Annotated in this window: 22 protein-coding genes; 14 read left to right on the top strand and 8 right to left on the bottom strand. The window is 62.0% G+C overall.

The window, feature by feature from the left end; translation table 11 throughout:
- Positions 1-157 precede the first annotated feature (157 nt).
- The 3 genes from ACNPAA_RS15050 (at position 158) to ACNPAA_RS15060 (ending at position 2074) form a co-directional block, all read left to right on the top strand.
- Positions 158-1180 (top strand): LacI family DNA-binding transcriptional regulator, encoded by a 1023-nt coding sequence (locus ACNPAA_RS15050; RefSeq protein ID WP_041212112.1) that lies wholly within the window; start codon positions 158-160, stop codon positions 1178-1180.
- A 265-nt stretch (positions 1181-1445) separates the two neighbouring features.
- A complete protein-coding gene (locus ACNPAA_RS15055) occupies positions 1446-1568 on the top strand; it encodes a hypothetical protein (protein ID WP_010672437.1) in 123 nt (40 codons plus the stop codon).
- Positions 1569-1729: 161 nt separating this feature from the next.
- The gene (locus ACNPAA_RS15060) at positions 1730-2074 is read left to right on the top strand and encodes a DUF2799 domain-containing protein (protein WP_417891844.1); all 345 of its coding nucleotides are present in this window, start codon (positions 1730-1732) and stop codon (positions 2072-2074) included.
- Positions 2075-2131: 57 nt separating this feature from the next.
- On the opposite strand, the gene ACNPAA_RS15065 is transcribed toward ACNPAA_RS15060, so the two are convergent.
- Positions 2132-2302, bottom strand: coding sequence for a hypothetical protein (locus tag ACNPAA_RS15065; protein WP_010672439.1), 171 nt, complete (start codon positions 2300-2302; stop codon positions 2132-2134).
- Between the two features lie 56 nt (positions 2303-2358).
- Entirely contained in the window at positions 2359-2790 is a 432-nt protein-coding gene (locus ACNPAA_RS15070; RefSeq protein ID WP_052815556.1) for a flagellar basal body-associated FliL family protein, read from the bottom strand.
- Between the two features lie 145 nt (positions 2791-2935).
- Between ACNPAA_RS15070 and ACNPAA_RS15075 the strand changes: the two genes are divergently transcribed.
- Together ACNPAA_RS15075 and ubiA are read left to right on the top strand one after the other, a co-directional pair.
- Positions 2936-3487 carry a chorismate--pyruvate lyase family protein gene (locus ACNPAA_RS15075; RefSeq protein ID WP_052815555.1) on the top strand — a complete coding sequence of 184 codons (552 nt, stop codon included), beginning with the start codon at positions 2936-2938 and terminating at the stop codon, positions 3485-3487.
- Entirely contained in the window at positions 3484-4347 is an 864-nt protein-coding gene (gene ubiA / locus ACNPAA_RS15080) for a 4-hydroxybenzoate octaprenyltransferase (RefSeq protein WP_417891845.1), read from the top strand. Before ACNPAA_RS15075 ends, ubiA begins: the two co-directional genes overlap by 4 nt.
- A gap of 63 nt (positions 4348-4410) precedes the next feature.
- On the opposite strand, the gene plsB is transcribed toward ubiA, so the two are convergent.
- Complete coding sequence (gene plsB, locus ACNPAA_RS15085) at positions 4411-6834, bottom strand: glycerol-3-phosphate 1-O-acyltransferase PlsB (protein WP_417891846.1); 2424 nt, start codon at positions 6832-6834, stop codon at positions 4411-4413.
- 204 nt (positions 6835-7038) lie between these two features.
- Between plsB and lexA the strand changes: the two genes are divergently transcribed.
- The 4 genes from lexA (at position 7039) to ACNPAA_RS15105 (ending at position 10498) form a co-directional block, all read left to right on the top strand.
- Positions 7039-7665: a transcriptional repressor LexA gene (gene lexA / locus ACNPAA_RS15090; RefSeq protein ID WP_010672444.1), complete on the top strand. Its 627-nt coding sequence runs from the start codon at positions 7039-7041 to the stop codon at positions 7663-7665.
- 349 nt (positions 7666-8014) lie between these two features.
- Positions 8015-8305 carry a hypothetical protein gene (locus ACNPAA_RS15095; protein ID WP_010672445.1) on the top strand — a complete coding sequence of 97 codons (291 nt, stop codon included), beginning with the start codon at positions 8015-8017 and terminating at the stop codon, positions 8303-8305.
- Between the two features lie 190 nt (positions 8306-8495).
- Positions 8496-9122, top strand: coding sequence for an SCO family protein (locus ACNPAA_RS15100; RefSeq protein WP_045522510.1), 627 nt, complete (start codon positions 8496-8498; stop codon positions 9120-9122).
- Positions 9123-9136: 14 nt separating this feature from the next.
- Positions 9137-10498, top strand: coding sequence for an MATE family efflux transporter (locus ACNPAA_RS15105; protein WP_417891847.1), 1362 nt, complete (start codon positions 9137-9139; stop codon positions 10496-10498).
- Between the two features lie 40 nt (positions 10499-10538).
- Here ACNPAA_RS15105 and trmL read toward each other — a convergent pair whose 3' ends face one another.
- The 3 genes from trmL to ACNPAA_RS15120 form a co-directional block, all read right to left on the bottom strand.
- The gene (trmL, locus tag ACNPAA_RS15110; RefSeq protein ID WP_039041146.1) at positions 10539-11003 is read right to left on the bottom strand and encodes a tRNA (uridine(34)/cytosine(34)/5-carboxymethylaminomethyluridine(34)-2'-O)-methyltransferase TrmL; all 465 of its coding nucleotides are present in this window, start codon (positions 11001-11003) and stop codon (positions 10539-10541) included.
- 70 nt (positions 11004-11073) lie between these two features.
- A complete protein-coding gene (locus ACNPAA_RS15115) occupies positions 11074-12429 on the bottom strand; it encodes an ATP-binding protein (protein ID WP_039041147.1) in 1356 nt (451 codons plus the stop codon).
- Positions 12426-13118, bottom strand: a complete 693-nt coding sequence (locus ACNPAA_RS15120) for a response regulator (protein WP_069651467.1) — start codon at positions 13116-13118, stop codon at positions 12426-12428. Before ACNPAA_RS15120 ends, ACNPAA_RS15115 begins: the two co-directional genes overlap by 4 nt.
- Before the next feature lie 87 nt (positions 13119-13205).
- Between ACNPAA_RS15120 and ACNPAA_RS15125 the strand changes: the two genes are divergently transcribed.
- The 4 genes from ACNPAA_RS15125 to ACNPAA_RS15140 all read left to right on the top strand — a co-directional run bounded on the left by ACNPAA_RS15125 (position 13206) and on the right by ACNPAA_RS15140 (position 16638).
- Positions 13206-14117 carry a cation diffusion facilitator family transporter gene (locus ACNPAA_RS15125; protein WP_043155671.1) on the top strand — a complete coding sequence of 304 codons (912 nt, stop codon included), beginning with the start codon at positions 13206-13208 and terminating at the stop codon, positions 14115-14117.
- Positions 14118-14125: 8 nt separating this feature from the next.
- The gene (cysE, locus tag ACNPAA_RS15130; RefSeq protein ID WP_201872728.1) at positions 14126-14905 is read left to right on the top strand and encodes a serine O-acetyltransferase; all 780 of its coding nucleotides are present in this window, start codon (positions 14126-14128) and stop codon (positions 14903-14905) included.
- Between the two features lie 21 nt (positions 14906-14926).
- On the top strand, positions 14927-16207 hold the full coding sequence (locus ACNPAA_RS15135; RefSeq protein WP_010672453.1) for a hypothetical protein: 1281 nt from the start codon (positions 14927-14929) through the stop codon (positions 16205-16207).
- A 221-nt stretch (positions 16208-16428) separates the two neighbouring features.
- On the top strand, positions 16429-16638 hold the full coding sequence (locus ACNPAA_RS15140) for a cell division protein ZapB (protein ID WP_010672454.1): 210 nt from the start codon (positions 16429-16431) through the stop codon (positions 16636-16638).
- 72 nt (positions 16639-16710) lie between these two features.
- Here ACNPAA_RS15140 and elbB read toward each other — a convergent pair whose 3' ends face one another.
- Positions 16711-17361 carry an isoprenoid biosynthesis glyoxalase ElbB gene (gene elbB, locus ACNPAA_RS15145; RefSeq protein WP_109112577.1) on the bottom strand — a complete coding sequence of 217 codons (651 nt, stop codon included), beginning with the start codon at positions 17359-17361 and terminating at the stop codon, positions 16711-16713.
- Positions 17362-17762: 401 nt separating this feature from the next.
- On the opposite strand from elbB, the gene polA reads away from it, so the two are divergent.
- Positions 17763-20516, top strand: coding sequence for a DNA polymerase I (polA, locus tag ACNPAA_RS15150; RefSeq protein WP_134997338.1), 2754 nt, complete (start codon positions 17763-17765; stop codon positions 20514-20516).
- Between the two features lie 77 nt (positions 20517-20593).
- Here polA and ACNPAA_RS15155 read toward each other — a convergent pair whose 3' ends face one another.
- Positions 20594-21133 carry a gamma carbonic anhydrase family protein gene (locus ACNPAA_RS15155; protein WP_052815561.1) on the bottom strand — a complete coding sequence of 180 codons (540 nt, stop codon included), beginning with the start codon at positions 21131-21133 and terminating at the stop codon, positions 20594-20596.
- Positions 21134-21312 lie beyond the last annotated feature (179 nt).

Raw genomic sequence — 21312 nt, forward strand, 5'->3', positions numbered from 1 at the left:
GCTAACATTGATCTGTGATAGCGCTATCATTTCTCTCACAGGAGGGATTCATCCTGCCCCTTATCGGCCTCAAAGAAGGTAAAATCCGGTTTGAGCAAATAGTCAGTGCCCCGCTTTTGCCTTAAAGTGAATGCCCGCATGCCGAGGAAGGGAAAGGATGTCAGAAGCGAAAAAACGCCGCAGCACGGGTCGGGTGACCCTCAACGACGTGGCCCAGTTGGCTGGCGTGGGAGCCATGACGGTGTCGCGCGCCCTGCGCACCCCCGAGCTGGTGTCCGACAAGATGCGCGAGCGCATCGAGGCGGCGGTGGATGAACTCGGCTATATCCCCAATCGGGCGGCGGGGGCGCTGGCGTCCGCCACTTCCCAGACCATAGTGGTCATCGTCCCCAGCCTGGCGGAACGCGCTTGCGGTGACATGATTGCCGGGCTGCAGCAGACCCTGCTCGCCGAGGGCTATCAGATCATGCTGGGGGATGCCCAGCACCTGAAGCAGCAGGAGGCCAGCCTGCTCAGCAATTTCCTGCAGCACAATCCGGCGGCCGTGGTGTTGTTTGGGGGGGATCCCGGGGAGGTCATCCGGCAGCGCCTGCAGGCGGCTCGCTTGCCGGTGGTGGAGGTGGGAGCCATGGCGCGCCATCCCATCGACATGAACGTCGGGGTCTCCAACTTCGATGCCGGTTATCAGCTGACCCGCCACCTCATCGAGCGCGGTCATCGCAACATCGGCTTTCTCTGTGCCCGCCAGGAGCAGTGGATGCTGCAGCAGCGTATGCAGGGCTGGCAGAAGGCGCTGCTGGACAACTACCTCTCTCCGGACGCCATCATCAATACCTCTGAGCTGCCGAGTTTTAGCACGGGGGCGGCCATGCTGGGGGAGTTTCTGCTGCGCTGGCCCGAACTGGATGCGCTGATCTGCGTCAACGACGAGCTGGCGGCCGGGGTGCTGTTCGAATGCCAGCGCCGCCATCTGAGCGTGCCGGGCAAGCTCGCCATCGCCGGTTTCGACGATCTGGATGTGGCGCGCGCCTGTCATCCTGCGCTGACTTCGGTCAGGATCCCCTATCACCAGATGGGCAGGGAGGCGGCGGAGCTGATCCTGCGCCAGCTGGCGGGCGAGGAGGTGGCCGGCATGAGCCTCGCCCTGGATTTTCAATTGCAAAAGCGCCAGAGCACCTGAGGAGCGATGCCACGACAGGGCGAGGCAAGCATGTTCAAGGCGTTGTGACCGAAGACCCGGTTGGTGCACCGTCGTCCTGCGCGGGAACTGCCAGCCGACGTGTTCGCCCGGTCTGTCACCGGGTTGGAGCAGAGCGTGGATGCCACCGGAGCCATGACTCCAGGTGGCTGGCTGCACCTTGGTCAAGCTCTGAGCGGAACCACTGGCGAGCCCCATTATTCTGGATAGACTTTGTAGGCCGGTGCACTATCCAAGGAGAATGAGCATGGGTACGCAGACGCCTGATTTCGATCTCGATGATGACTGGGAGCCGGAATCCTGGGAAGACGAGCTGGAGGAGCTGGATGACGAGAGTTGGCAGGACTATGACCCTCTCGACGATCAGTGACTCCCTGTAACGCCTGAGGGCGGGCCTGGTGCCCGCCCGATTTTTTGTGTGGCGAGGGGGCAGCCCTTGGTGAGAACGGGGCGGGCTGGTTAGAATGAACTGCTCAAATGACGCTGTACGAGGCAGGCAGCGGCTCAACAACGATTCCAACGACGCCAAGGATGAATATGCGCTCACTCGTCATCATGTTTTGTGCCACCCTGCTCGGGGGCTGTGTTTCCAACTCCGACGACCCTTGCGAGAAGGTGTGGAGCGACGTGGGAGAGGCGGACGGCAAGCTCGGTTTTGCTGGCGATCGGGTTGCTTTTCACCAGACCCAGTGCGGGGAAAAAGTGGACCTTGCCCTTTGGGAGCTGGGTCGCCAGAAGGGGCTGGCCTGGTATTGCCGACCCGAGCATCTCTATCTGGCAGGACGGTCGGGAGAGGAGTATCGCGGCGTCTGTCCCAACGACGTGCAGGCCCGTCGCCTGTTTGAACAGGGTCGCCATGGCTGGACTGATCAATAAATCAGCCTTCCTCTCTCTTCTGAAATCTTGCGTGAACCTCTTCGTGAGAAGAGGGAGCTACCCTTCTTTATGCTTCAGCCGCAGCGGCTGGCACAGGTAATCCTTGTCATTGGCGCTGCGGGCACACTTGCCACACACGAATTTGGGTTTGCGCACAATCTTGCGCAGCGTCTTGAGATCGGCGGGGATCTCGTGACGGCGCCACTCACACAGCGTCTTGTGACCCATGACGTCCTCGACAGTGAATGCAACGGGTGAGAGGGGCAGGACCCCTCCCGGTGTGGTTACTGGTACAGGTATTTGGTGAAGATGAGCTCGCGGACCGCCTTCTTGCCCGTCTCCTTGACCAGCAGTTCGTTGACCTTGGCCTCACACTCCTTGCGCAGCTCTTCCCGGTTCACCAGGGACTTGATCTGTGCGCCCGTCTTGCTGCCAATCAGCCGGATGATGGCGTCGCGGATCAGGGGGTCGTGCTGCTCCAGCAACTTGAGGCCGGCAGCGTCCGTGGCCATCAGCTCTACCGTCACCCGTACATAGCCGAGGGTTTTGCCGTCGCCAAGGTAGTTGGTGATGATGTCCGGATCCAGAGCGTGATAGGCGAATCCCGGCTGGACGGCGGAGGAGGCGGGATCGGTGGCCTCTTCCTCATTGGCGAAGGCCTGTGTATTCAAGAGGGTACACCCCAGGGACAGCAGCAGAATTCTGAAGATCTTCATCTGGATGGCTCGGCAGCGACGGATGCCCCATTTTTGATGCTGCCATCGGGGCCGTCAAGCACGGATGTTCTTACAATTCGCCATTGATTTACGGATAATAAACCGGTTTTTAACCTGACAACGGAAATCTCCGGATGGTGAAGCTGTGAAGTCCGAGTTGACTGTTCCCCTCGTCCAGCTCGTCCCGTGGCGGGCGCCTGCAGAGTGCGAACCGCCCGAGGCGCTGCGTCCCTGGTTGCTGGAGGCCGATTCCATGACCCGGCGCCTGCGTCGTTACAATCATCATCTCTCGGTGCAACTGCTCGGCAATCGCGCCGTGTCGCTGACGGTGGACGAGCAGGCGCTGGTGGCGGTGTCGGCCCCCGCGGGCATGTGCCGTGAGGTGATCCTGCACGGTGATGGCGGGCCTGCCATCCTGGGTTGGACCCTGTTTGCCGAAGCGGCCTTGCAAGGGGGCGGTTTGCAGGATCTGGGAGAGCAGCCGCTGGGAGAGCGCATTTTCGGTGACGCACCGGCGCGGCGGGATCACCTGCAACTGGCCTGTTTCGAGATAGCGAGCAATCCCTGGTGTTCGGCCGCCACTGTCTGGGGGCGTCGTTCCCGCCTGTTTCTGGGGCAATGGCCACTGCTGGTCCATGAACTTTTCCTGCCCTCGCTATCGTCTCATTCGTTGCCATCGGATAAGGAGCTGGAGTGAAGCTGTTAACCAAGGAGCGGGGACTGGCCTATGCGCAGTTGGCCCGCATCGACAAGCCCATCGGTACCCTGCTGCTGCTGTGGCCGACCCTGTGGGCGCTCTGTCTGGCGGCTGGTGGCCTGCCTGACCCCTGGATCCTGACCGTGTTCGTGGTGGGCGTCTTCCTGATGCGCTCTGCCGGCTGTGTCATCAATGACTATGCGGATCGCAACTTCGACGGTCATGTGAAACGCACCGCCAGGCGACCGCTGCCCATGGGGCGGGTCGCCGAGCGGGAAGTGCTGGTGCTGTTCGCCGTGCTGGCGCTTCTCTCGTTCGCCCTGGTGCTGACGTTGAACCCGCTCACCATCAGCCTGTCCTTTGCCGGCCTGCTGCTGGCAGTCTGCTACCCCTTCATGAAGCGCTTCATCCCCATCCCTCAACTGGTGCTCGGCATGGCCTTCTCCTGGTCCATTCCCATGGCCTACGCGGCTCAGGCCAATGCCCTGCCGCCGGAAGCCTGGCTGTTGTTTCTTGCCAATTTGCTGTGGACCATCGCCTATGACACCGAGTACGCCATGGTGGACCGGGACGATGACCTCAAGCTGGGGCTGAAATCGAGCGCCATCCTGTTTGGCCGCCACGACAAGCGGATCATCGGCGCGCTGCAACTGGCGACCCTGCTGATCCTGCTGGTGATCGGGCAGCTGATGGGGTTGGGGTCAGGTTATTACTGGGGACTGCTGGGGGCGGCGGCGCTGTTCGTCTACCAGCAGCGACTGATCCGGGAGCGGCAGCGGGAAGCCTGCTTCCAGGCCTTCCTCAACAACAACTACGTGGGGGCGCTGGTGCTGCTCGGGGTGATAGTTCACTACCTCTAACCCGCCCCCTTCCTTGATGAAAAAAGGCCGCATGATGCGGCCTTTTTATTGGGTGTCGACGCCTCAGAGCCGGTTGCCCGCCTGGATGGTGCGGCGGATCTTGTTGCTGAGCAGCGGCACTATGTTGTCGGCCAATGCCTGGAAGCGGCCGAGATCCGGTTTGCAGCCCGGATCCAGATAGCCTTCGCTGCGCAGGGTGTGGATCAGGGTGCTGAACAGCTTCTGGTCGAAGAACTCGGGGGCGTTGATGCCGTGCAGGGTGCCGAGGCGCTCCGCCATCATCAGGCTGTCCGCTTCCAGCTGCTCCGCCTCGATGTGGGGCTGGGCCAGCATGCGGGTCAGCACGATGGCGTAGCGTTGCAGGGTTTCCTGAATGCTTTCGGCCAAGAGCAGCAGGCGCATCTGGTTGCCGGGGTTGACCCAGTAGCCGCCGTCGCGTGCCTCGACCAGTTGCTGGCGCAACAGCTCGGCCAGCAGGGCATCGATCAGCTCCGGCAGCTCGTCCTCTTCGTAGCGCAGGAACAGCTCGGTCTTGAGCAGCGGGTAGATGTCGATGCAACGGGCAACGATCTCGCTGCGGGAGATCCCCTCGCAGCGCTCGATCAGGGCCGCCACCAGGGAGGGCATGGCGAACAGATGGAGGATGTTGTTGCGGTAGTAGGTCAGCAAGATCGCCTGATAGCGGTCCAGGCTGACGATCTGGCCCAGCTTGTCCTCGCTCACCTCGAACTTGTTGAGCTCCATCGCCTGATCCAGCAGGGTCTTGGCATCCTCGTCCGGGATGGTGCTGTGCGGGCTGTAGGGCACCTGCTTGAGCAGATCCAGATAGGTGTTGAGCTGGGCCTGCAGTTCGTCGCGGGTCAGGGCATGGCGCTCGGCGGCCAGCAGCGCCAGCGCGCTCAGGGTCAGGCCGTTGACGGCGGCAGCCCCGTTGATGCGGGTCATCAGCAGCTCGGCCAGCTGGTTGACCGTAGGCGCCATCCACTCGGGACGCTCCTCCTCACCGATGTGCTCCTTCCAGCTGGGCACGTGCTTGTTGAGGTAATTGTTGAGGGTCAGCGGCTCACCGAAGTTGACGAAGCCGCGGCCGTAGTTGCGCAGCTTGCGCAGGATGCCGAGCACCTGCAGGAAGCTCTCCTTCTCCTTGCGGCTGCCCTTGAGCTCGTTGTGGTAGGTGTTCACCTCCATCACGTGCTCGTAGCCGAGGTAGACGGGGACCAGGGTGACCGGCCTGTCCAGTCCGCGCATCATGGCCTGCAGGGTCATGGCCAGCATGCCGGTCTTGGGGGGCAGCAGGCGACCGGTACGCGAACGCCCGCCCTCGGTGAAGAACTCCACCGAGTAGCCCTTGGCAAACAGCAGGTTGAGGTACTCCCGGAATACCGTGCTGTAGAGCGGATTGCCCTTGAAGGTGCGGCGGATGAAGAAGGCGCCGCCGTGGCGGAAGATGGGGCCCGCCGGCCAGAAGTTGAGGTTGATGCCCGCCGCGATGTGGGGTGGCACCATGCCCTGGTGGTAGATGACGTAGGAGAGCAGCAGGTAATCCATGTGGCTGCGATGGCATGGGACGTAGACGATCTCATGCCCTTCCTGGGCCAGCTGACGCACCTGCTCTGCTCCGTTGACCGAGAGGCCGCGATAGAGCTTGTTCCACAGCCAGCCGAGGAAGCTTTCGCCGAGGCGGATCAACCGATAGGAAAAATTGGAGGCGATCTCGTCCATGTAGCCGTGGGCACGCTTTTGCGCCTTCTCCAGGCTGATTCCTTCCCGTCTGGCCTCCTCCTCGATGGCCTGCTGGATCACGCTCGAATCCAGCAGTTGCTTGAACAGCAGGTTGCGGTTCGGCAGCTTGGGCCCGGTGGCGGCCAGCTGCTGGCGGCTGAAGTGGGTGCGGGCCACCCGCGCCAGCTTGTGGGCGATGGCCTCGTCGGTGCCGTGCTTGTCCGCCATGTAGCGCAGGGAGAGGGGCGGGGAGAAGCGCACCAGGTTCTCGCGCCCTTTCAGGATCACGATCAGCGCCTTCTTCAGGCGGTTTGGCGCCAGGCTGCTGATGATGTTCCAGCCGGAGGCCTCCTCGCCTTCCCGGCCCGGGGCGCGGCCCCAGAACAGGGTGACGGGTACTACCTGGATGTCCAGCGCCGGATCCTGCTTGTGCAGGTCCAGCAGCTGGTGGAACTCCTGCAGGAAGGGGAGCGGCTTGTTGCGTGTGCCAAACAGGGGAGGCGGACGATCCAGACAGACGTAGCGTGGCAGCAGTTGACCGTTCAGCTCCAGCGGCGTGAAGGGGCCGGGCAGGCCGAGATCCTCGCAGCACTGTTGCAGGGTCATCAGGTCGGTGATCGAGCTGGTCTTCAGGGCATAGACGATGGGTCTGGCCGGATCCAGCTTGAGCTCGGTGATGGGGTTTTCCGGCAGGCTCTTGTGATTGACCAAGCCGCTGACCGGCCATTGCAGGATGGCTCTGGAAATCTTCTGTCCAAGGGACATGTGCGTCTGCTCTCCAAAAAAATGCGGCGTGAGCATAGCAAATCACCGACTGCTTGTCGCCGAGAGGTACGATGAGTCGGTACTTCAGAGCGGGGGGAGGGACAAATGTGCGTCGGGTCGCGACAAATGCCAGTTGCGCCTTGCCTTGGCCTCAGCACTGTATATACTGCCAGTGTGCTGTATAAAAAGACAGGTGCCCATGCTATGAAACCCCTTACCCCTCGCCAGGCTGAAGTACTCGAGCTCATCAAGGCGAACATGAACGAGACCGGCATGCCGCCGACTCGCGCCGAGATTGCCCAGAAGCTTGGCTTCAAGTCGGCCAACGCGGCCGAAGAACATCTGAAGGCCCTGGCCAAAAAAGGGGTCATCGAGATCATGCCGGGTACGTCCCGCGGCATTCGTCTGCTGCTCGAAGAAGAGGACGTGCAGCCTGAAGAAAACGGCCTGCCACTGATTGGCAAGGTGGCGGCCGGGGAACCCATCCTGGCTCAGGAACACATCGAGAGCCACTACCAGGTGGATCCCGCCCTGTTCCACCCGCGGGCAGACTTCCTGCTGCGGGTGCAGGGCATGAGCATGAAGAACATCGGCATCATGGACGGGGATCTGCTGGCGGTACACAAGACCCAGGAGGTACGCAACGGCCAGGTCGTGGTGGCACGTCTGGACGAGGACGTCACCGTCAAGCGCTTCCAGCGCAAGGGCAGCCAGGTGTGGCTGCTGCCGGAAAACGAAGAGCTCTCCCCCATCGAGGTGGATCTCGCCAGTCAGCACCTTACCATAGAGGGCCTGGCGGTCGGCGTAATCCGCAACGCCGACTGGATGTAAGCATCCGATGCGATGAAGAGGCCTCCTGAGGGAGGCCTCTTCATTTTCATCTGCTGATGGCATCTCCCTCCCCACCTTTTCGCTTCTCCTTCCTGTGCACACTGTCTCGCCGCACGACATGCATTTCGGATATATCCTTTGATAAGGCCCTGTCATGGTCGGTGATCAGGGAAGGGGGAGTCGCACCGGGCAGTACGCCATGGCAGGGATGCATGATCGCCGGGTCGGTGTGCAGAAGGGAGAGTCGTCTCAGACTGGGGACTCGTACAGTCAGTACGCTGCCGTGGTTGGTTCGTCGTTGAGGACAAAGAGACCCGTCAGCGTGACCTGTTGAGCAAGGAGGACAGGTATGGCTTCAAGCTCGCCGTGGGATCCGGTGCCGGCCGCAGCGCCCGCATCTTCCATCACCCGATTCATCAAGGGCAGCCGGATGACATGGTTCTATGCGCTCTGGGTCTATCACAAGGGAGATGGTTGGACCATCTGGCTTGGGTGCCCCAAAGACAAGATTGTCCGCCTGGTTCGTCTGTTTCGCCGTCATCACGACATCGGATTGCCGGATGAGCCCTGGACTGCCCCCGTCATCCCGCTGCGCGTCCCCCTGAGACGCGCCCAGCCGCAGCACAGGCTGCGGCCCTGATCCCTCTTCCTGTACAGACAAGAACCCCGCCAGAGCGGGGCTCTTGTTTTGGCGCCGATGCGGCTGATCCATGGCACAGACGCTTTCCCGCCGGGATGCAAGACTAGCCAGCGGCGGGGGCGGGCGGGTTACAATGACCCCTACCGGTTTTGCCCATAGGGCTTCTAACATAAGCAAGGCTTTGTTTTATATGGTTAAACCACGCTTTTACCTGCTGCTGTTGCTGTTCATCGGCGCCATTGCGGCGGCTTATTACTGGAGTCAGCCCGCGGTGCCGGAACAGGCCGATTACTACCCGGCGGGGCGAGACATCAACCCGTTTACCCTCACGGATGCGGATGCACAGCCCTTTACCCCTGCCAACCTGACGGGACACTGGAGCTTTCTGTTCATCGGCTACACCTACTGCCCGGATGTCTGTCCGACCACGCTGGCGGATCTGCGCAGCGTCTATCCGGCGTTGAAGAAGATAGCCCCCACTAGCCAGGTGGTATTCATCTCGGCGGATCCCCAGCGGGATGACAGCGCCCGCCTGAAGAGCTATACCGCCTTCTTCGAGCCCGAGTTCAAGGCGGCGACCGCACCTCACAGTGCCCTCTTTCCTCTGGTCCGCAATTTGGGGCTGGTCTATTCCATCGTGGAAGGGGATCGCAAGGACTACCTGATCGACCACTCCGCCTCCATCGTGCTGATCAACCCCGAGGGGAAGCTGGTGGCCACCTTCCGACCCAAAGTGGCACCGGGTGAGGTGCCCCACGTGGACATGCAGGCCATGGTGGCCGACTTCGCGCGCATCGTGCGGCTGGCTGGCGAGTGATCCCGGCGCGCACCATGCTGATTCCCGCCTGGCTGAAGGATCCTCGCCGCCACAGAGCCGTCTTCGTCCTGGCCCTGCCCATGGTGTTCTCCAACGTCACCACGCCCTTGCTGGGGTTGGTGGACACCTGGGTGATCGGTCATCTTGGCCAGGCCTGGTTTCTGGGGGGCGTGTCGGTCGGTGCGACCTTCATCAATCTGCTGTTCTGGCTGCTTGGCTTCCTGCGCATGTCCACCACAGGGCTGACTGCCCAGGCTCAGGGTGCAGCCCATGCCGAAGGGCAGCTCGACACCCTGGCGCGGGCCCTGGGCTTGGCGATCGGACTGGGCATGATGCTGTTGCTCCTGTTGTTGCCGTTCCTGCCTGCCATCATCGCCCTCGGCGGCGGCTCTTCCGAGGTACAGACCTATGCCGGTCAATATGTGTCGGTGCGGGTCTGGAGCGCCCCGGTGGCCTTGTGCAATCTGGTCATCATGGGGTGGTTGCTGGGCATGCAGGATGCACGCAGTCCCATGCTGCTGCTGATCCTGGGCAATCTCGTCAACATGGTGCTGGATGCCTGGTTCGTGCTGGGATTGGGCTGGCAGGTGAAAGGGGTGGCCGCAGCTTCCCTGCTGGCGGATTACAGCACGCTCGGGGTGGGGTTCTGGCTGGTGAGCCGGCATCTGCGCCGACTTGATCCCGGGGTGTGGCACAACGCCTGGCAGCGCTGGCGCCAGTGGCCGGCCCTGCTGCGGCTGCTCGCCCTGAACCGGGATATTTTCATCCGCTCCCTCTGCCTGCAACTCTGCTTCGTGTTCATGACTCTGCAGGGGGCCAGGCTGGGGGATGTGGCGGTGGCCGCCAATGCGGTGCTGCTCAATTTCCTGATGCTGATTTCCTACGGGCTGGATGGATTTGCCTATGCGGTGGAAGCCATGGTAGGGCGTGCCATCGGGCGGCGTGATCGGCCGCTGCTGCGGGAGGCCATCGTCCTCAATCTGGGCTGGGCGCTGCTGATCGCCCTGGCATTCACCCTCTCGTTTGCCCTGGGGGGACACTGGCTCATCCGCCACATTACCGACATACCGGCGGTGATCGCCGAGGCGCAACGTCAGCTCCCCTGGCTGGTGGCCATGCCGCTGCTGGCGGTCTGGTGCTTCCTGCTGGACGGGGTCTTTATCGGCGCCACCCGGGCCCGGGAGATGCGCAACAGCATGCTGGTGGCGGTGTTTGCCGGCTTCTTTCCCATCTGGTGGTTCTGCCAGGGATGGGGTGTGGCGGCCCTGTGGGCCGCCATGAGTGCCTTGATGGCCGGTCGTGGCCTGACGCTGGGCTGGCTCTGCTGGCGACTGGAGCGTGATGGACGGCTGCTGGCGGGGCAGGGGACGGCGTAGTCGGTCTGAATCCTGGCCGTCTTGCCAATATCGTCAGCGGTCAGAGCGAGCCTGAATAGTCGAACTGCCGCCAGCTCTCGTAGACGAACACCGCGACGGCGTTGGCCAGATTCATGCTGCGGCTCTGGGGCAGCATGGGAATGCGCAGCCGCTGCTCGAATGGCAGGCTCTCGATGATCTCCATGGGCAGGCCTCGGCTCTCGGGCCCGAACAGCAGGGCGTCACCGGGGGCAAACCGGGCCGCCGAGTGGGCGGTGCGTCCCTTGGTGGTGCAGGCAAAGACCCGTTGGGGGGCGACGGCCGCCAGAAACGCCTCATAGTCAGGCCAGCGCTTGACGTCGGCAAACTCGTGATAGTCGAGCCCGGCCCGCTTGACCCGCTTGTCATCCCACTCGAACCCCAGGGGCTCTATCAGGTGCAACCGGTAGCCGGTATTGGCGCAGAGGCGAATGATGTTGCCGGTGTTGGGGGGGATTTCCGGTTGGTAGAGCACGATATCGAGCATGGAAGGATCCTGGGCTGGTGCGAAACGGGCGCCAGCATACCCAGCACCCGTGCCGATGAAAAGGGGGAGGTCAGGGCATGGGCAGACGGATGGTGATGACCAGTCCGGTCGGCTGATTGCTGCTGGCCCGGATGGTCCCCCCATGACGCTGGATCGCCTCGGCGGCGATGGCAAGGCCGAGACCAGTGCCCCCGGTCTTGGCGTTGCGGGCATCGTCCACCCGAAAGAAGGGCAGGAACAACCGGGGCTGCTGCTCCACCGGCACGCCCGGGCCGTCATCCCGTATGGTCATCACCCATTCCCGTCCCTCCCGGTACCAGTCCACCTTGATGAACTCGCGGGCATACTTGAGGGCGTTGCGCAGGGGATTTTCCAGGGCGCGTGCCAGCAGCTCCGGCCACATGGTGAGGGATTCGGCGGGCAGGGAAGGGAGCCTGAGCTGTTTGCCGTTCTGGTTTGCCTCGAACATGGCATCGTCCAGGATGGGCTCCAGCAGCTCCGCCAGGGGCAGCGTCACCGGCGCTTCCACATGTTGCTGCACCCGCGACAGATCCAGCAGATCCCCTATCAGCTTGTCGAGCCGGGCTATCTCCCCTTCGATGCGCGCCAGCTCGGCGCTGTCCCCCTGCTTGCGGCGGATCAGCGCCTGTGCGAGCTGGATGCGGGTCAGGGGGCTGCGCAGCTCGTGGGAGATGTCGGAGAGCAGCTGCTTCTGCTTCTGGATCATGTCCTTGAGGGTATCGACCATGCGACTGACATGTTCGGCCAGCTGGCCTATCTCGTCGCGCCGCCCCAGGTTGGGGATCTGTATTTCCAGGTTGCCCTGGGCGAGTTGGGAGACCGACTGCTGCAACTGCAGTATGGGGCGGGTCAGGCGCCAGGCGAGCAACAGACAGAGCGGGGTGCTGACCAGCATGGCGATGCCCAGGATCTGGATGGGGTGATCCAGGATCTGGATGAAGAGGAACAGGTAGGAGTTTTCGACGTTCAGACCGAAATAGACGTGATAGGTCTGGCCGTGATGGACCATCTGGAAGGGGCCGGCGATGGCGCGCTGGTGTTCGCTGCCCAGCATGGGCTTGGCCGGGTTGTCCGAGTCGAGCATGAAACGGATCACGAACTTGCTCAGCCGGGTGCTGGACTGCATCTGCCCCTTGGCATCGCGTAGATAGATGTTGTCCACCGGCAAGAGGCCCGCGGCATCGATGGCCTTGGCCAGATCGAAATCCTGCTCGGGATCCGCGCCCCGTTGCAGCGCCGCCAGGTTGTTGTTGAGACGGGTGATCTCGTGGGCCGGCAGCGGGATGATGTTGCGGGGGTCCAGGGTGGGGAGGATCACCACCGCGGCCACGACCAGTAGCAGGATGAACCAGAACCAGAGGAAGATCTGGGTGGAAAGGCCGTTGAAGGTGCGGGCCGATTTCATGCCTGCTCCAGCCACAGGTAGCCTCGTCCCCGCACCGTCTTGAAGCGGGGCTGGCCGTCAGCCCGCTCCGGCAGCTTCTTGCGCAGGTTGCTCAGGTGCATGTCGATGGCCCGATCGAAGGGTTCGAGCTTCTTGCCCAGCACCTGCTCGGAGAGCAGGCCTTTGCTGACGATCTGGCCCGGATTGCGCAGCAGGCACTCCAGCAGGCCGAACTCGGTGGCGGTGAGCTCCAGCAACTGATCGTCGCAGCGAGCCTGTTGCAGGCCGGGCTGCAGCACCAGATCCATGAATCTCAGCTCGTCCGGGGCTCCGCGCTGGGGAGCCTGGCTCTGGGTCCGACGCAGGATGGCACGCACCCGGGCCAGCAGCTCCCTGTCGTCGAACGGCTTGGCGAGATAGTCGTCGGCACCGGCCTCCAGCCCGTTGACCCGATCCTGGCTGTCGCCACGGGCGGTCAGCATCAACACCGGGGTGTCGTGGGTCTTGCGCAGCCGGGTCAGCATGGCGAAACCGTTGAGTCTGGGCATCATGACGTCCAGCAGCACCAGGTCGAAAGCCTGTTCTGCCAGTCGCTGCAATCCCTCTTCCCCATCCTCGGCGACGGTGACCTCAAACCCCTCCAGGGTCAGGATTTCGGTGAGCAGCTGGGTCAGTTCGAGATCGTCGTCGACCAGGAGTATTTTGTTCATCTGGGAGTCACTCTGTTGATTTTGCACGCCAAACTGACGTCCGGGTCAGGGTATAATAAGTTTTTACGCGTCGGAGGAAAGCCGGTTTTGAGCCACCAACACTATTCCCGCTGGGTTACCCTGGCCAGCATGGCCGCTGTGACCACCGCCACCCTGCTCATCCTGGGCAAACTGATCGCTTGGCTGATGACGGATTCATCCAGCCTGCTGGCATCCCTGACCGATTCCTTCATGGACATCAGCGCCTCTCTCATCAATCTGCTGGCCATCCGTTATGCACTGGCCCCTGCCGACGAAGAGCATCGCTTCGGCCACGGCAAGGCGGAGTCCCTGGCGGGTCTGGTGCAGTCGGCCTTCATCTCGGGGTCCGCCCTGCTGCTGGTGATGCACGGCATCTCGTCGATGCTGAATCAGGTGCCCGTGGTGCGCCTGGAGGCGGGGATCTGGGTCAGCGTCGGCTCCATCGTGCTGACCCTGCTGCTGGTGAGCTTCCAGGGCTTTGTCATCCGCAAGACCAACAGTGTGGCCATCAAGGCCGACATGCTGCACTACCGTTCCGACCTGCTGCTCAATGGCGGCGTGCTGGTGGCACTGGTGCTGGCGGGGCAGGGGTGGTACTGGGCCGACGGCCTGTTTGCCATTCTGATCGGTCTGTTCCTGGTGTGGGGGGCTGTCCATATCGGCTACGAATCGGTGCAGGCCCTGCTCGATCGTCAGTTGCCAGAGGAGGAACAAGCGAGAATAATGGCCCTCTGCTGCGCCGTAGAGGGGGTGCATGGCGTACATGACCTGCGTACCCGCCAATCCGGGCCGACCCGTTTCGTGCAGTTGCATCTGGAACTCGATGATCAACTGCCTCTGGTCAGGGCCCATCAGATAGCCGACGAGGCTGAACTGGCCGTCCGCCAGGCCTTCGAGCGGATGGATGTGATCATTCACATGGACCCCATCTCGGTGCTGACAAAAGAACGACAAAGCACTCACCCTGAACAACAGTAGGCTGCAACATGGATGATCTGGTTGCCAGAACCTGGCAAAAAATTCAGCAGGAAGCGCAGAGCATGGCGGCCCAGGAGCCCATGCTGGCCAGCTTCTTTCATTCCACCATTCTCAATCACCGGGATTTGCGCTCGGCGCTGAGCTTCCAGCTCGCCAACAAGCTCGACAGCACCACCATGCCTGCCATCGCCTTGCGGGAAGTGATCGAGCTGGCCCTGCGCAGCGAACCCGAGCTGCTGGCCGCAGTGGCCGCCGACATCTGCGCGGTGCAGGATCGCGACCCGGCGGTCGACCTCTTCTCCACCCCGCTGCTCTACCTCAAGGGATTCCATGCTCTTCAGGGGTATCGGGTGGCCAACTGGCTGTGGCGTCAGGGACGCCGTGCCCTGGCGCTCTATCTGCAAAACCAGATCTCCGTGGTGTTCGGCGTGGATGTACACCCGGCCGCCCGCATCGGCAAGGGCATCATGTTTGACCATGCCACTGGTATCGTGGTCGGGGAAACCGCCGTCATCGAGAACGACGTCTCCATCCTTCAGAGTGTGACTCTGGGGGGGACCGGCAAGGAGAGTGGCGATCGTCACCCCAAAATCCGGGAAGGGGTGATGATAGGGGCGGGGGCCAAGGTCCTCGGCAACATCGAGGTGGGCGTCGGCGCCAAGATCGGTGCTGGCAGCGTGGTGATCAACCCGGTGCCGTCTCACACCACGGTCGCTGGCGTGCCCGCCAGGATTGTGGGCCGCCCCGAGTGCGACAAACCTTCCCTGGACATGGATCAGTGCCTCTGATCCCCTGACCGAGGCCGTTGTATGGTCAAGCGCTGGTCAGGCTTTCTGATCCTGGGGATGTGGCTGCTCAACCTGCTGCACCTTTATCTGGACTTCTCCCCCTGGCCCGCCGCCATCGCGGCTTGGGCCGCCTCCCTGCTCACCTGGCCCTGGCTGGTGGGGGCCGCACGGCGCCAGGCGCTGGCCCTCTACGGCGCGGCGCTCCTGCTGCTGCTCTTTTCCTGGTGGCGAGGGGCCAGCCTCAGCCCAGGTGACTGGCTCTTGCCGAACATCAACATGCTGACCATGTTTGCCGCAGTGAGCACCCTCAATCTGGCTACCTCCGGTCTCTTGACCGGCACCGCCTCCTGGTCCGGTCGCAAGGGGCTGTGGAGCACCATGGCCAGCCTCAATCTACTGGGGGCCGTCATCAATCTTTCGGTGCTCTTCATCATCGGCGATCGGCTGGAGCGCAACGGGACGCTGGAGCGGCGTCAGGTCATGGTGCTGAGCCGGATCTTCTGTGCGGCTGCATTTTGGTCCCCCTTCTTCGTCGCCATGGCAGTGGCCCTCACCTATGCACCGGGTCTGCAACTGGGCAGCATACTGCCTTTTGGCATACTGGCGGCCTTGCTGGCCATGGGGCTGACGGCCTGGCAGGTAGAGCGACTCGGTGTGGAAACCTTTGAAGGCTATCCGCTGCGGCTCCAGACCCTGGGGCTACCGGTCACTCTGGCACTGCTGGTGCTGGTGATCCACCGTTTCTGGCCCGGACTCAGCATTCTGGCGGTGATCGCCCTGGTGGCGCCCTTGCTGGCCTTGCTGTTCATGCCGCAAGCGGGGCGAGGGGCTGCTCTCAAGCGCCAGGTGGTGGAGCGCTTCCCGGCCATCGGTGGCCAGCTTGTGCTGTTTCTGGGGGCCGGCCTGCTGGCGGCTGGCATCAACAGCGCGCTGTCAGTACTGGACTTTGGCAGTGGCCACGGCCTGCCGCTGTTCAACCACTTCGGCTGGCTGGAAGCCTGCCTGACCCTGCTGCTGATCTTCCTGGTGGCCATAGTGGGCGTGCATCCTCTCATCAGCATCTCGGGGGTGGCGCCGCTGCTCTGGCCGCTGGCACCGGATCCCAGCCTGCTTGGCATGTGCTTCCTCATGGGGTGGGGGCTGGCGACCGGGACGAGCCCGCTCTCCGGCTCCAATCTGGCACTGGCGTCCCGCTACAACCTGAGCGCCGGGCTGCTGCTGCGCTGGAACCTGCTCTACGGCCTGTTGATGTACGCCGTGGCCTGTCTGATGATGGGGGGCTTCATCGCCTTGCATGGCTGATGGCGGCATCGGCAGGAGGGCGGGTTGTGCCACGGCGAATGCTCGGGATCGAGGTTCCTGCTGCCTGCGAGAAAAACCGACGCATATTTAAGCAATACCGGGCCGCAGGGCGCATTTTGCAACGTACTGGCTTGTTTGTGCCGAGCGCATCAGGGTATGCTGGCTCCACGCGCTTGAATCGCCCTCTGTGGGGCATCGCAATTGAACATACAGGTATGCATATGTCACTAGAAGTCCTTGAGCAACTCGAATCCAAAGTACAATCCGCCGTCGACAACATCTCCCTGCTGAAGATGGAGCTGGACGAGCTGAAAGAGCAGAACAGCAAGCTGCAAGACGAGAACCACCAACTGCGCAACGAGCACGTTGCCTGGCAAGAGCGTCTGCGTGCCCTGCTGGGCAAGATGGACCAGATGGGCGATGCCATCTGATCCCGTCTAGATTGACCGGAATGAAAGCGGGCCGCTCCTTGAGCGGCCCGCTTGTTTTGGTCTGCCGGGCAATCAGAGTGCCAGCAGCTGTTTGACGGTCTTCTCGATGCCGTCCGCCGCCTCCACAATATTGTTGGCCAGCATGTAGGCAGGGGTGGAGATGACCTTGCGCTCCTGATCCACCACGAATTCGCTCACCGGGCAGTCGAGATGACTGCCACCCATGGCTTCGATGGCGTTGGCGGCGCCCTCGTCGTTGCCAATGGTGGCCAGGGTGCCTGCCCCATAGATGAGCGGGATCATGGCCGGTGCGATGCAGATGTAGGCGGCCGGTTTGCCGGCTCTGGCAAAGCTCTGGCAAGCCTTCAGCACATCCGGCTGGATGCGGCACTCTGCTCCCTTGATGGCGAAGTCGCACAGATTCTTGGCTGCGCCAAAACCGCCGGGTACCAGCAGGGCGTCATAATCGGCCGCATCCAGCTCAGCCACATCCCTGATCTGGCCGCGGCAGATGCGGGCCGCCTCGACCAGCACGTTGCGGCTCTCTCCCTCGCTGACCTCGCCGGTCAGGTGATTGATGACATGAAGCTGAGGGACATTGGGGGCGAAGCATTGAACGGATGCCCCCTGACGGGCCAGCGCCAGCAGGCTGATGACGGCCTCGTGGATTTCGGCGCCGTCAAACACGCCACAACCACTCAAGATCACGGCCACTTTTTTCATGACAGACTCCTCGTTGTTGAAAATGTGAGCCAGGGTAGATTGTTGTACTTTTGTATGGTTATCGTTCGACCTCCGCTGGTCAAGTCATCTCCCTGTGCTAGGATTGTTTCGTTTTGGATCCTGCCTCAGCACCCCTCTTGAATTTTTTTCCACATTGATCGAGATCATGATGCGTGCGTCATGTTGAGTTTTTATGATCTCAACGTAATGTTTTAAAAGATATTTTTTGTTTTAATCCACAGCTTTGTCACGGCCGTGATGCAATGGCGCCATTTTTGAGCACAGAGTTATCCACAGCAATGTACCCCACCGGTGCGCCGGGGTGATGGTGGGTGTCCCCTTGGTGTGGTGCGGGCCCTGTGGCATCCTAGCGGCTGTTTATTCTTGGCAGGACGATTTTCATGGCCTCTAGCAATCCTCTTATTCTGGTCGACGGCTCTTCATATCTTTACCGCGCCTTCTTTGCCTCGCAGCAGGCCGATCTGCGCACCTCGACCGGCTTGCCTAGCGGCGCCGTCCGTGTCATGGCCAACATGATGCGCAGCCTTCGCAAGCAGTACCCCGACTGCCACGTGGCCGTGGTGTTCGACGCCAAGGGCAAGACCTTCCGTGACGACATCTATCCCGAATACAAGGCAACACGCGCCAGCATGCCGGACGATCTGCGCAGCCAGGTCGCTCCTATCCACCAGATGATCAAGGCAATGGGTTTCCCCTTCCTGATGGTCGAAGGGGTGGAGGCCGACGACGTGATCGGCACCCTGGCCCGTCAGGCGACCGAGAAACAGCTGCCTGTGCTCATCAGCACCGGCGACAAGGACATGGCGCAGCTGGTCTCCGACCATGTCACCCTGATCGACACCATGAAGGATGTGAAGACCGATCGGGAAGGGGTGATCGAGAAGTTCGGCGTACCGCCCGAGCTCATCATCGATTACCTGGCGCTGATGGGGGACAAGGTGGACAACATTCCGGGCATGACAGGTGTCGGCGAGAAGACCGCACTGGCTCTGTTGCAGGGGATAGGCAGCATCGACGAGATCGCCGCCAACCTCGACAAGGTGGCGGCGCTCGGCTTCCGTGGCTCCAAGGCGTTCGCCGACAAGTTCCGCGAGCAGGAAGAGCAGGTGCGCCTTTCCTATGTGCTGGCCACCATCAAGACCGACGTGGCGCTGGAACAGAGCCTGGAAGAGTTGCAGCTTGGCCCCATCGACAAAGAGGCTCTGCTGGCGGTCTATCGCGAGTATGAGCTGCGCAACCTGATCAAAGAGCTGGAGTCCGGTGGCGCTGAGGAGAGCGAAGCCGAAAGTGATGAGGAAGGCGCCGCCCCGGCAGCCGCCATCGAAACCGACTATCGCTGCATCCTGGATGAGGCCGAATTCGACGAGTGGCTGGCACGGTTGCAGGCGGCGCCGCTGTTTGCCTTCGACACCGAGACCACCAGTCTCGACTATATGGAAGCGCGCGTCGTTGGCGTCTCCTTTGCCATCGAGCCGGGCAAGGCGGCCTACGTGCCCTTCGGCCATGATTATCTGGGAGCGCCTGTCCAGCTGAGCGAAGCGCTGGTGCTGGGCAAGCTCAAGCCGCTGCTGGAAGATCCGGCCCGTCTCAAGGTGGGGCAGAACCTCAAGTACGATCGCAACGTGCTGCTCAACCACGGTATCGAGCTGCAGGGTATCGCCTACGACACCATGCTCGAGTCCTATGTGCTCAACTCTACCGCCAGCCGCCACGATATGGATTCCCTGGCCCGCAGGTATCTGAACGTCGAGACCATCTCGTTCGAGGACATTGCTGGCAAGGGGGTCAAGCAGCTCACCTTCAACCAGATCGAACTGGAGCAGGCGGCTCCTTACGCGGCGGAAGATGCCGACATCACCCTGCGTCTGCATCAGGCACTGTGGGGCAAGCTCTCTGCCGAGCCGGGCCTTGCCAAGGTGTTCAGCGAGATCGAACTGCCGCTGCTGCCGGTGCTGGCGCGGATGGAGCGACTCGGTACCACCATCGAGCCCAAGCTGCTGCATCAGCAGAGCCAGGAGATCGAAGTGCGTCTGGCAGAGCTGGAGAAGCAGGCCCACGAGCTGGCCGGGCAGGAGTTCAATCTCTCCTCGCCCAAGCAGCTGGGTGAAATCCTCTTCACCAAGCTGGGGCTGCCGATCATCAAAAAGACCCCCAAGGGAGCGCCATCCACAGCGGAAGAGGTGCTGGCCGAGCTGGCGGAGACCTATGAGCTGCCGCGTCTGCTGATGGAGCACCGTGGGCTGGCCAAGCTCAAGTCCACCTACACCGACAAGCTGCCGCTGATGATCAAGCCGCAGACCGGGCGGGTGCACACCTCCTATCACCAGGCGGTGGCGGCGACCGGTCGACTCTCGTCAACCGACCCCAACCTGCAGAACATCCCGGTGCGCAACGAACAGGGGCGCCGCATTCGGCAGGCCTTCATTCCGTGCGCCGGTTACAAGCTGGTGGCGGCGGATTACTCCCAGATCGAGCTGCGCATCATGGCCCACCTCTCCGGTGACAAGGGGCTGCTGACCGCCTTTGCCGAGGGCAAGGACATCCACAAGGCGACCGCCGCCGAGGTGTTCGGCGTCGCGCTCGATGCGGTGACCAGCGACATGCGTCGCAGCGCCAAGGCGATCAACTTCGGTCTCATCTACGGCATGAGCGCCTTCGGTCTGGCCAAGCAGCTGGGTATCGGTCGCGCCGAAGCGCAGAAGTACATGGATCTCTACTTCGAACGCTACCCGGGGGTGCTGGAGTACATGGAGCGCACTCGCCAGCAGGCGGAGGCCCAGGGTTATGTCGAAACCCTGTTTGGTCGCCGCCTCTATCTGCCGGACATCAAGTCCCGTAACGCCGGCCTGCGTAAAGCTGCCGAACGGGCCGCCATCAACGCACCTATGCAGGGTACGGCCGCCGACATCATCAAGCGCGCCATGATCAACGTGGATGACTGGATCCGTGGGATTGAAGACGAGTCGATCCGCATGCTGATGCAGGTACACGATGAACTGGTGTTCGAGATCCGCGAAGAGAAGCTGGAAGAGTACATCGGCCTCATCAAGGAGAAGATGTCGGGTGCGGCCGAACTGTATGTGCCGCTGGTGGTGGAAGCGGGCACCGGTGACAACTGGGATCAGGCCCACTGATCCTGCCTGATGGTCACATAGCTATATAAGAAGAGAAGCCCGGCATGATGCCGGGCTTCCTGTTTGTGGCTGCAGGGTCAGGCCTCTTGCAGGTATTCATCCTTGAGCAGCACATAGTTGTCGGCCGAGGTCTTCAGGAAGGCGATCTCGGCCGGCTTGAGAGGGCGGGCCTGCTTGACGGGATTGCCCATATAAAGAAAGCCGGCCTCGAGCCGCTTGCCTGGTGGCACCAGGCTGCCCGCCCCGATCATCACATCGTCTTCAACGATCACCCCATCCAGCAGGATGGCCCCCATGCCGACCAGCACCCGGTCGCCTATGGTGCAACCGTGCAGCATGGCTTTATGACCGACCGTGACATCCTCACCTATCAGCAGCGGATAGCCGCCGGGGTTGCTGGCACTCTTGCGGGTCAGGTGCAGCACTGTGCCGTCCTGAATGTTGCTGCGGGCACCGATGCGGATATGGTTGACGTCCCCTCTGGCGGCCACCATGGGCCAGATGCTGGCATCGTCACCCAGCTGGATATCCCCCACCAGGGTGGCACAGGGATCTACATATACCCGTTTGCCCAGTTGCGGGCATTTTCCCTTGTAAGGTCTCAGTCGCAAGTCCATCTTGGCCTCCTTGTTTTCGGCCATTCTAGCAAGATGACACCGGTTTCTGTGGATAAGTTTGTATAAAAGCTGTGCCTGGATATGAATAACTAAAAAAGTGCCGATTTTTGCAATTTTATTGCAGGGGAGGGGTTGCCAGAACGAATTCGCTCCCTATAATGCGCCTCCATCGACAGGGC

The sequence above is a fragment of the Aeromonas sp. PS2Canimalfood6 genome (assembly GCF_048276795.1).
In the GTDB taxonomy this organism is placed as follows: Bacteria; Pseudomonadota; Gammaproteobacteria; order Enterobacterales; family Aeromonadaceae; genus Aeromonas; species Aeromonas caviae.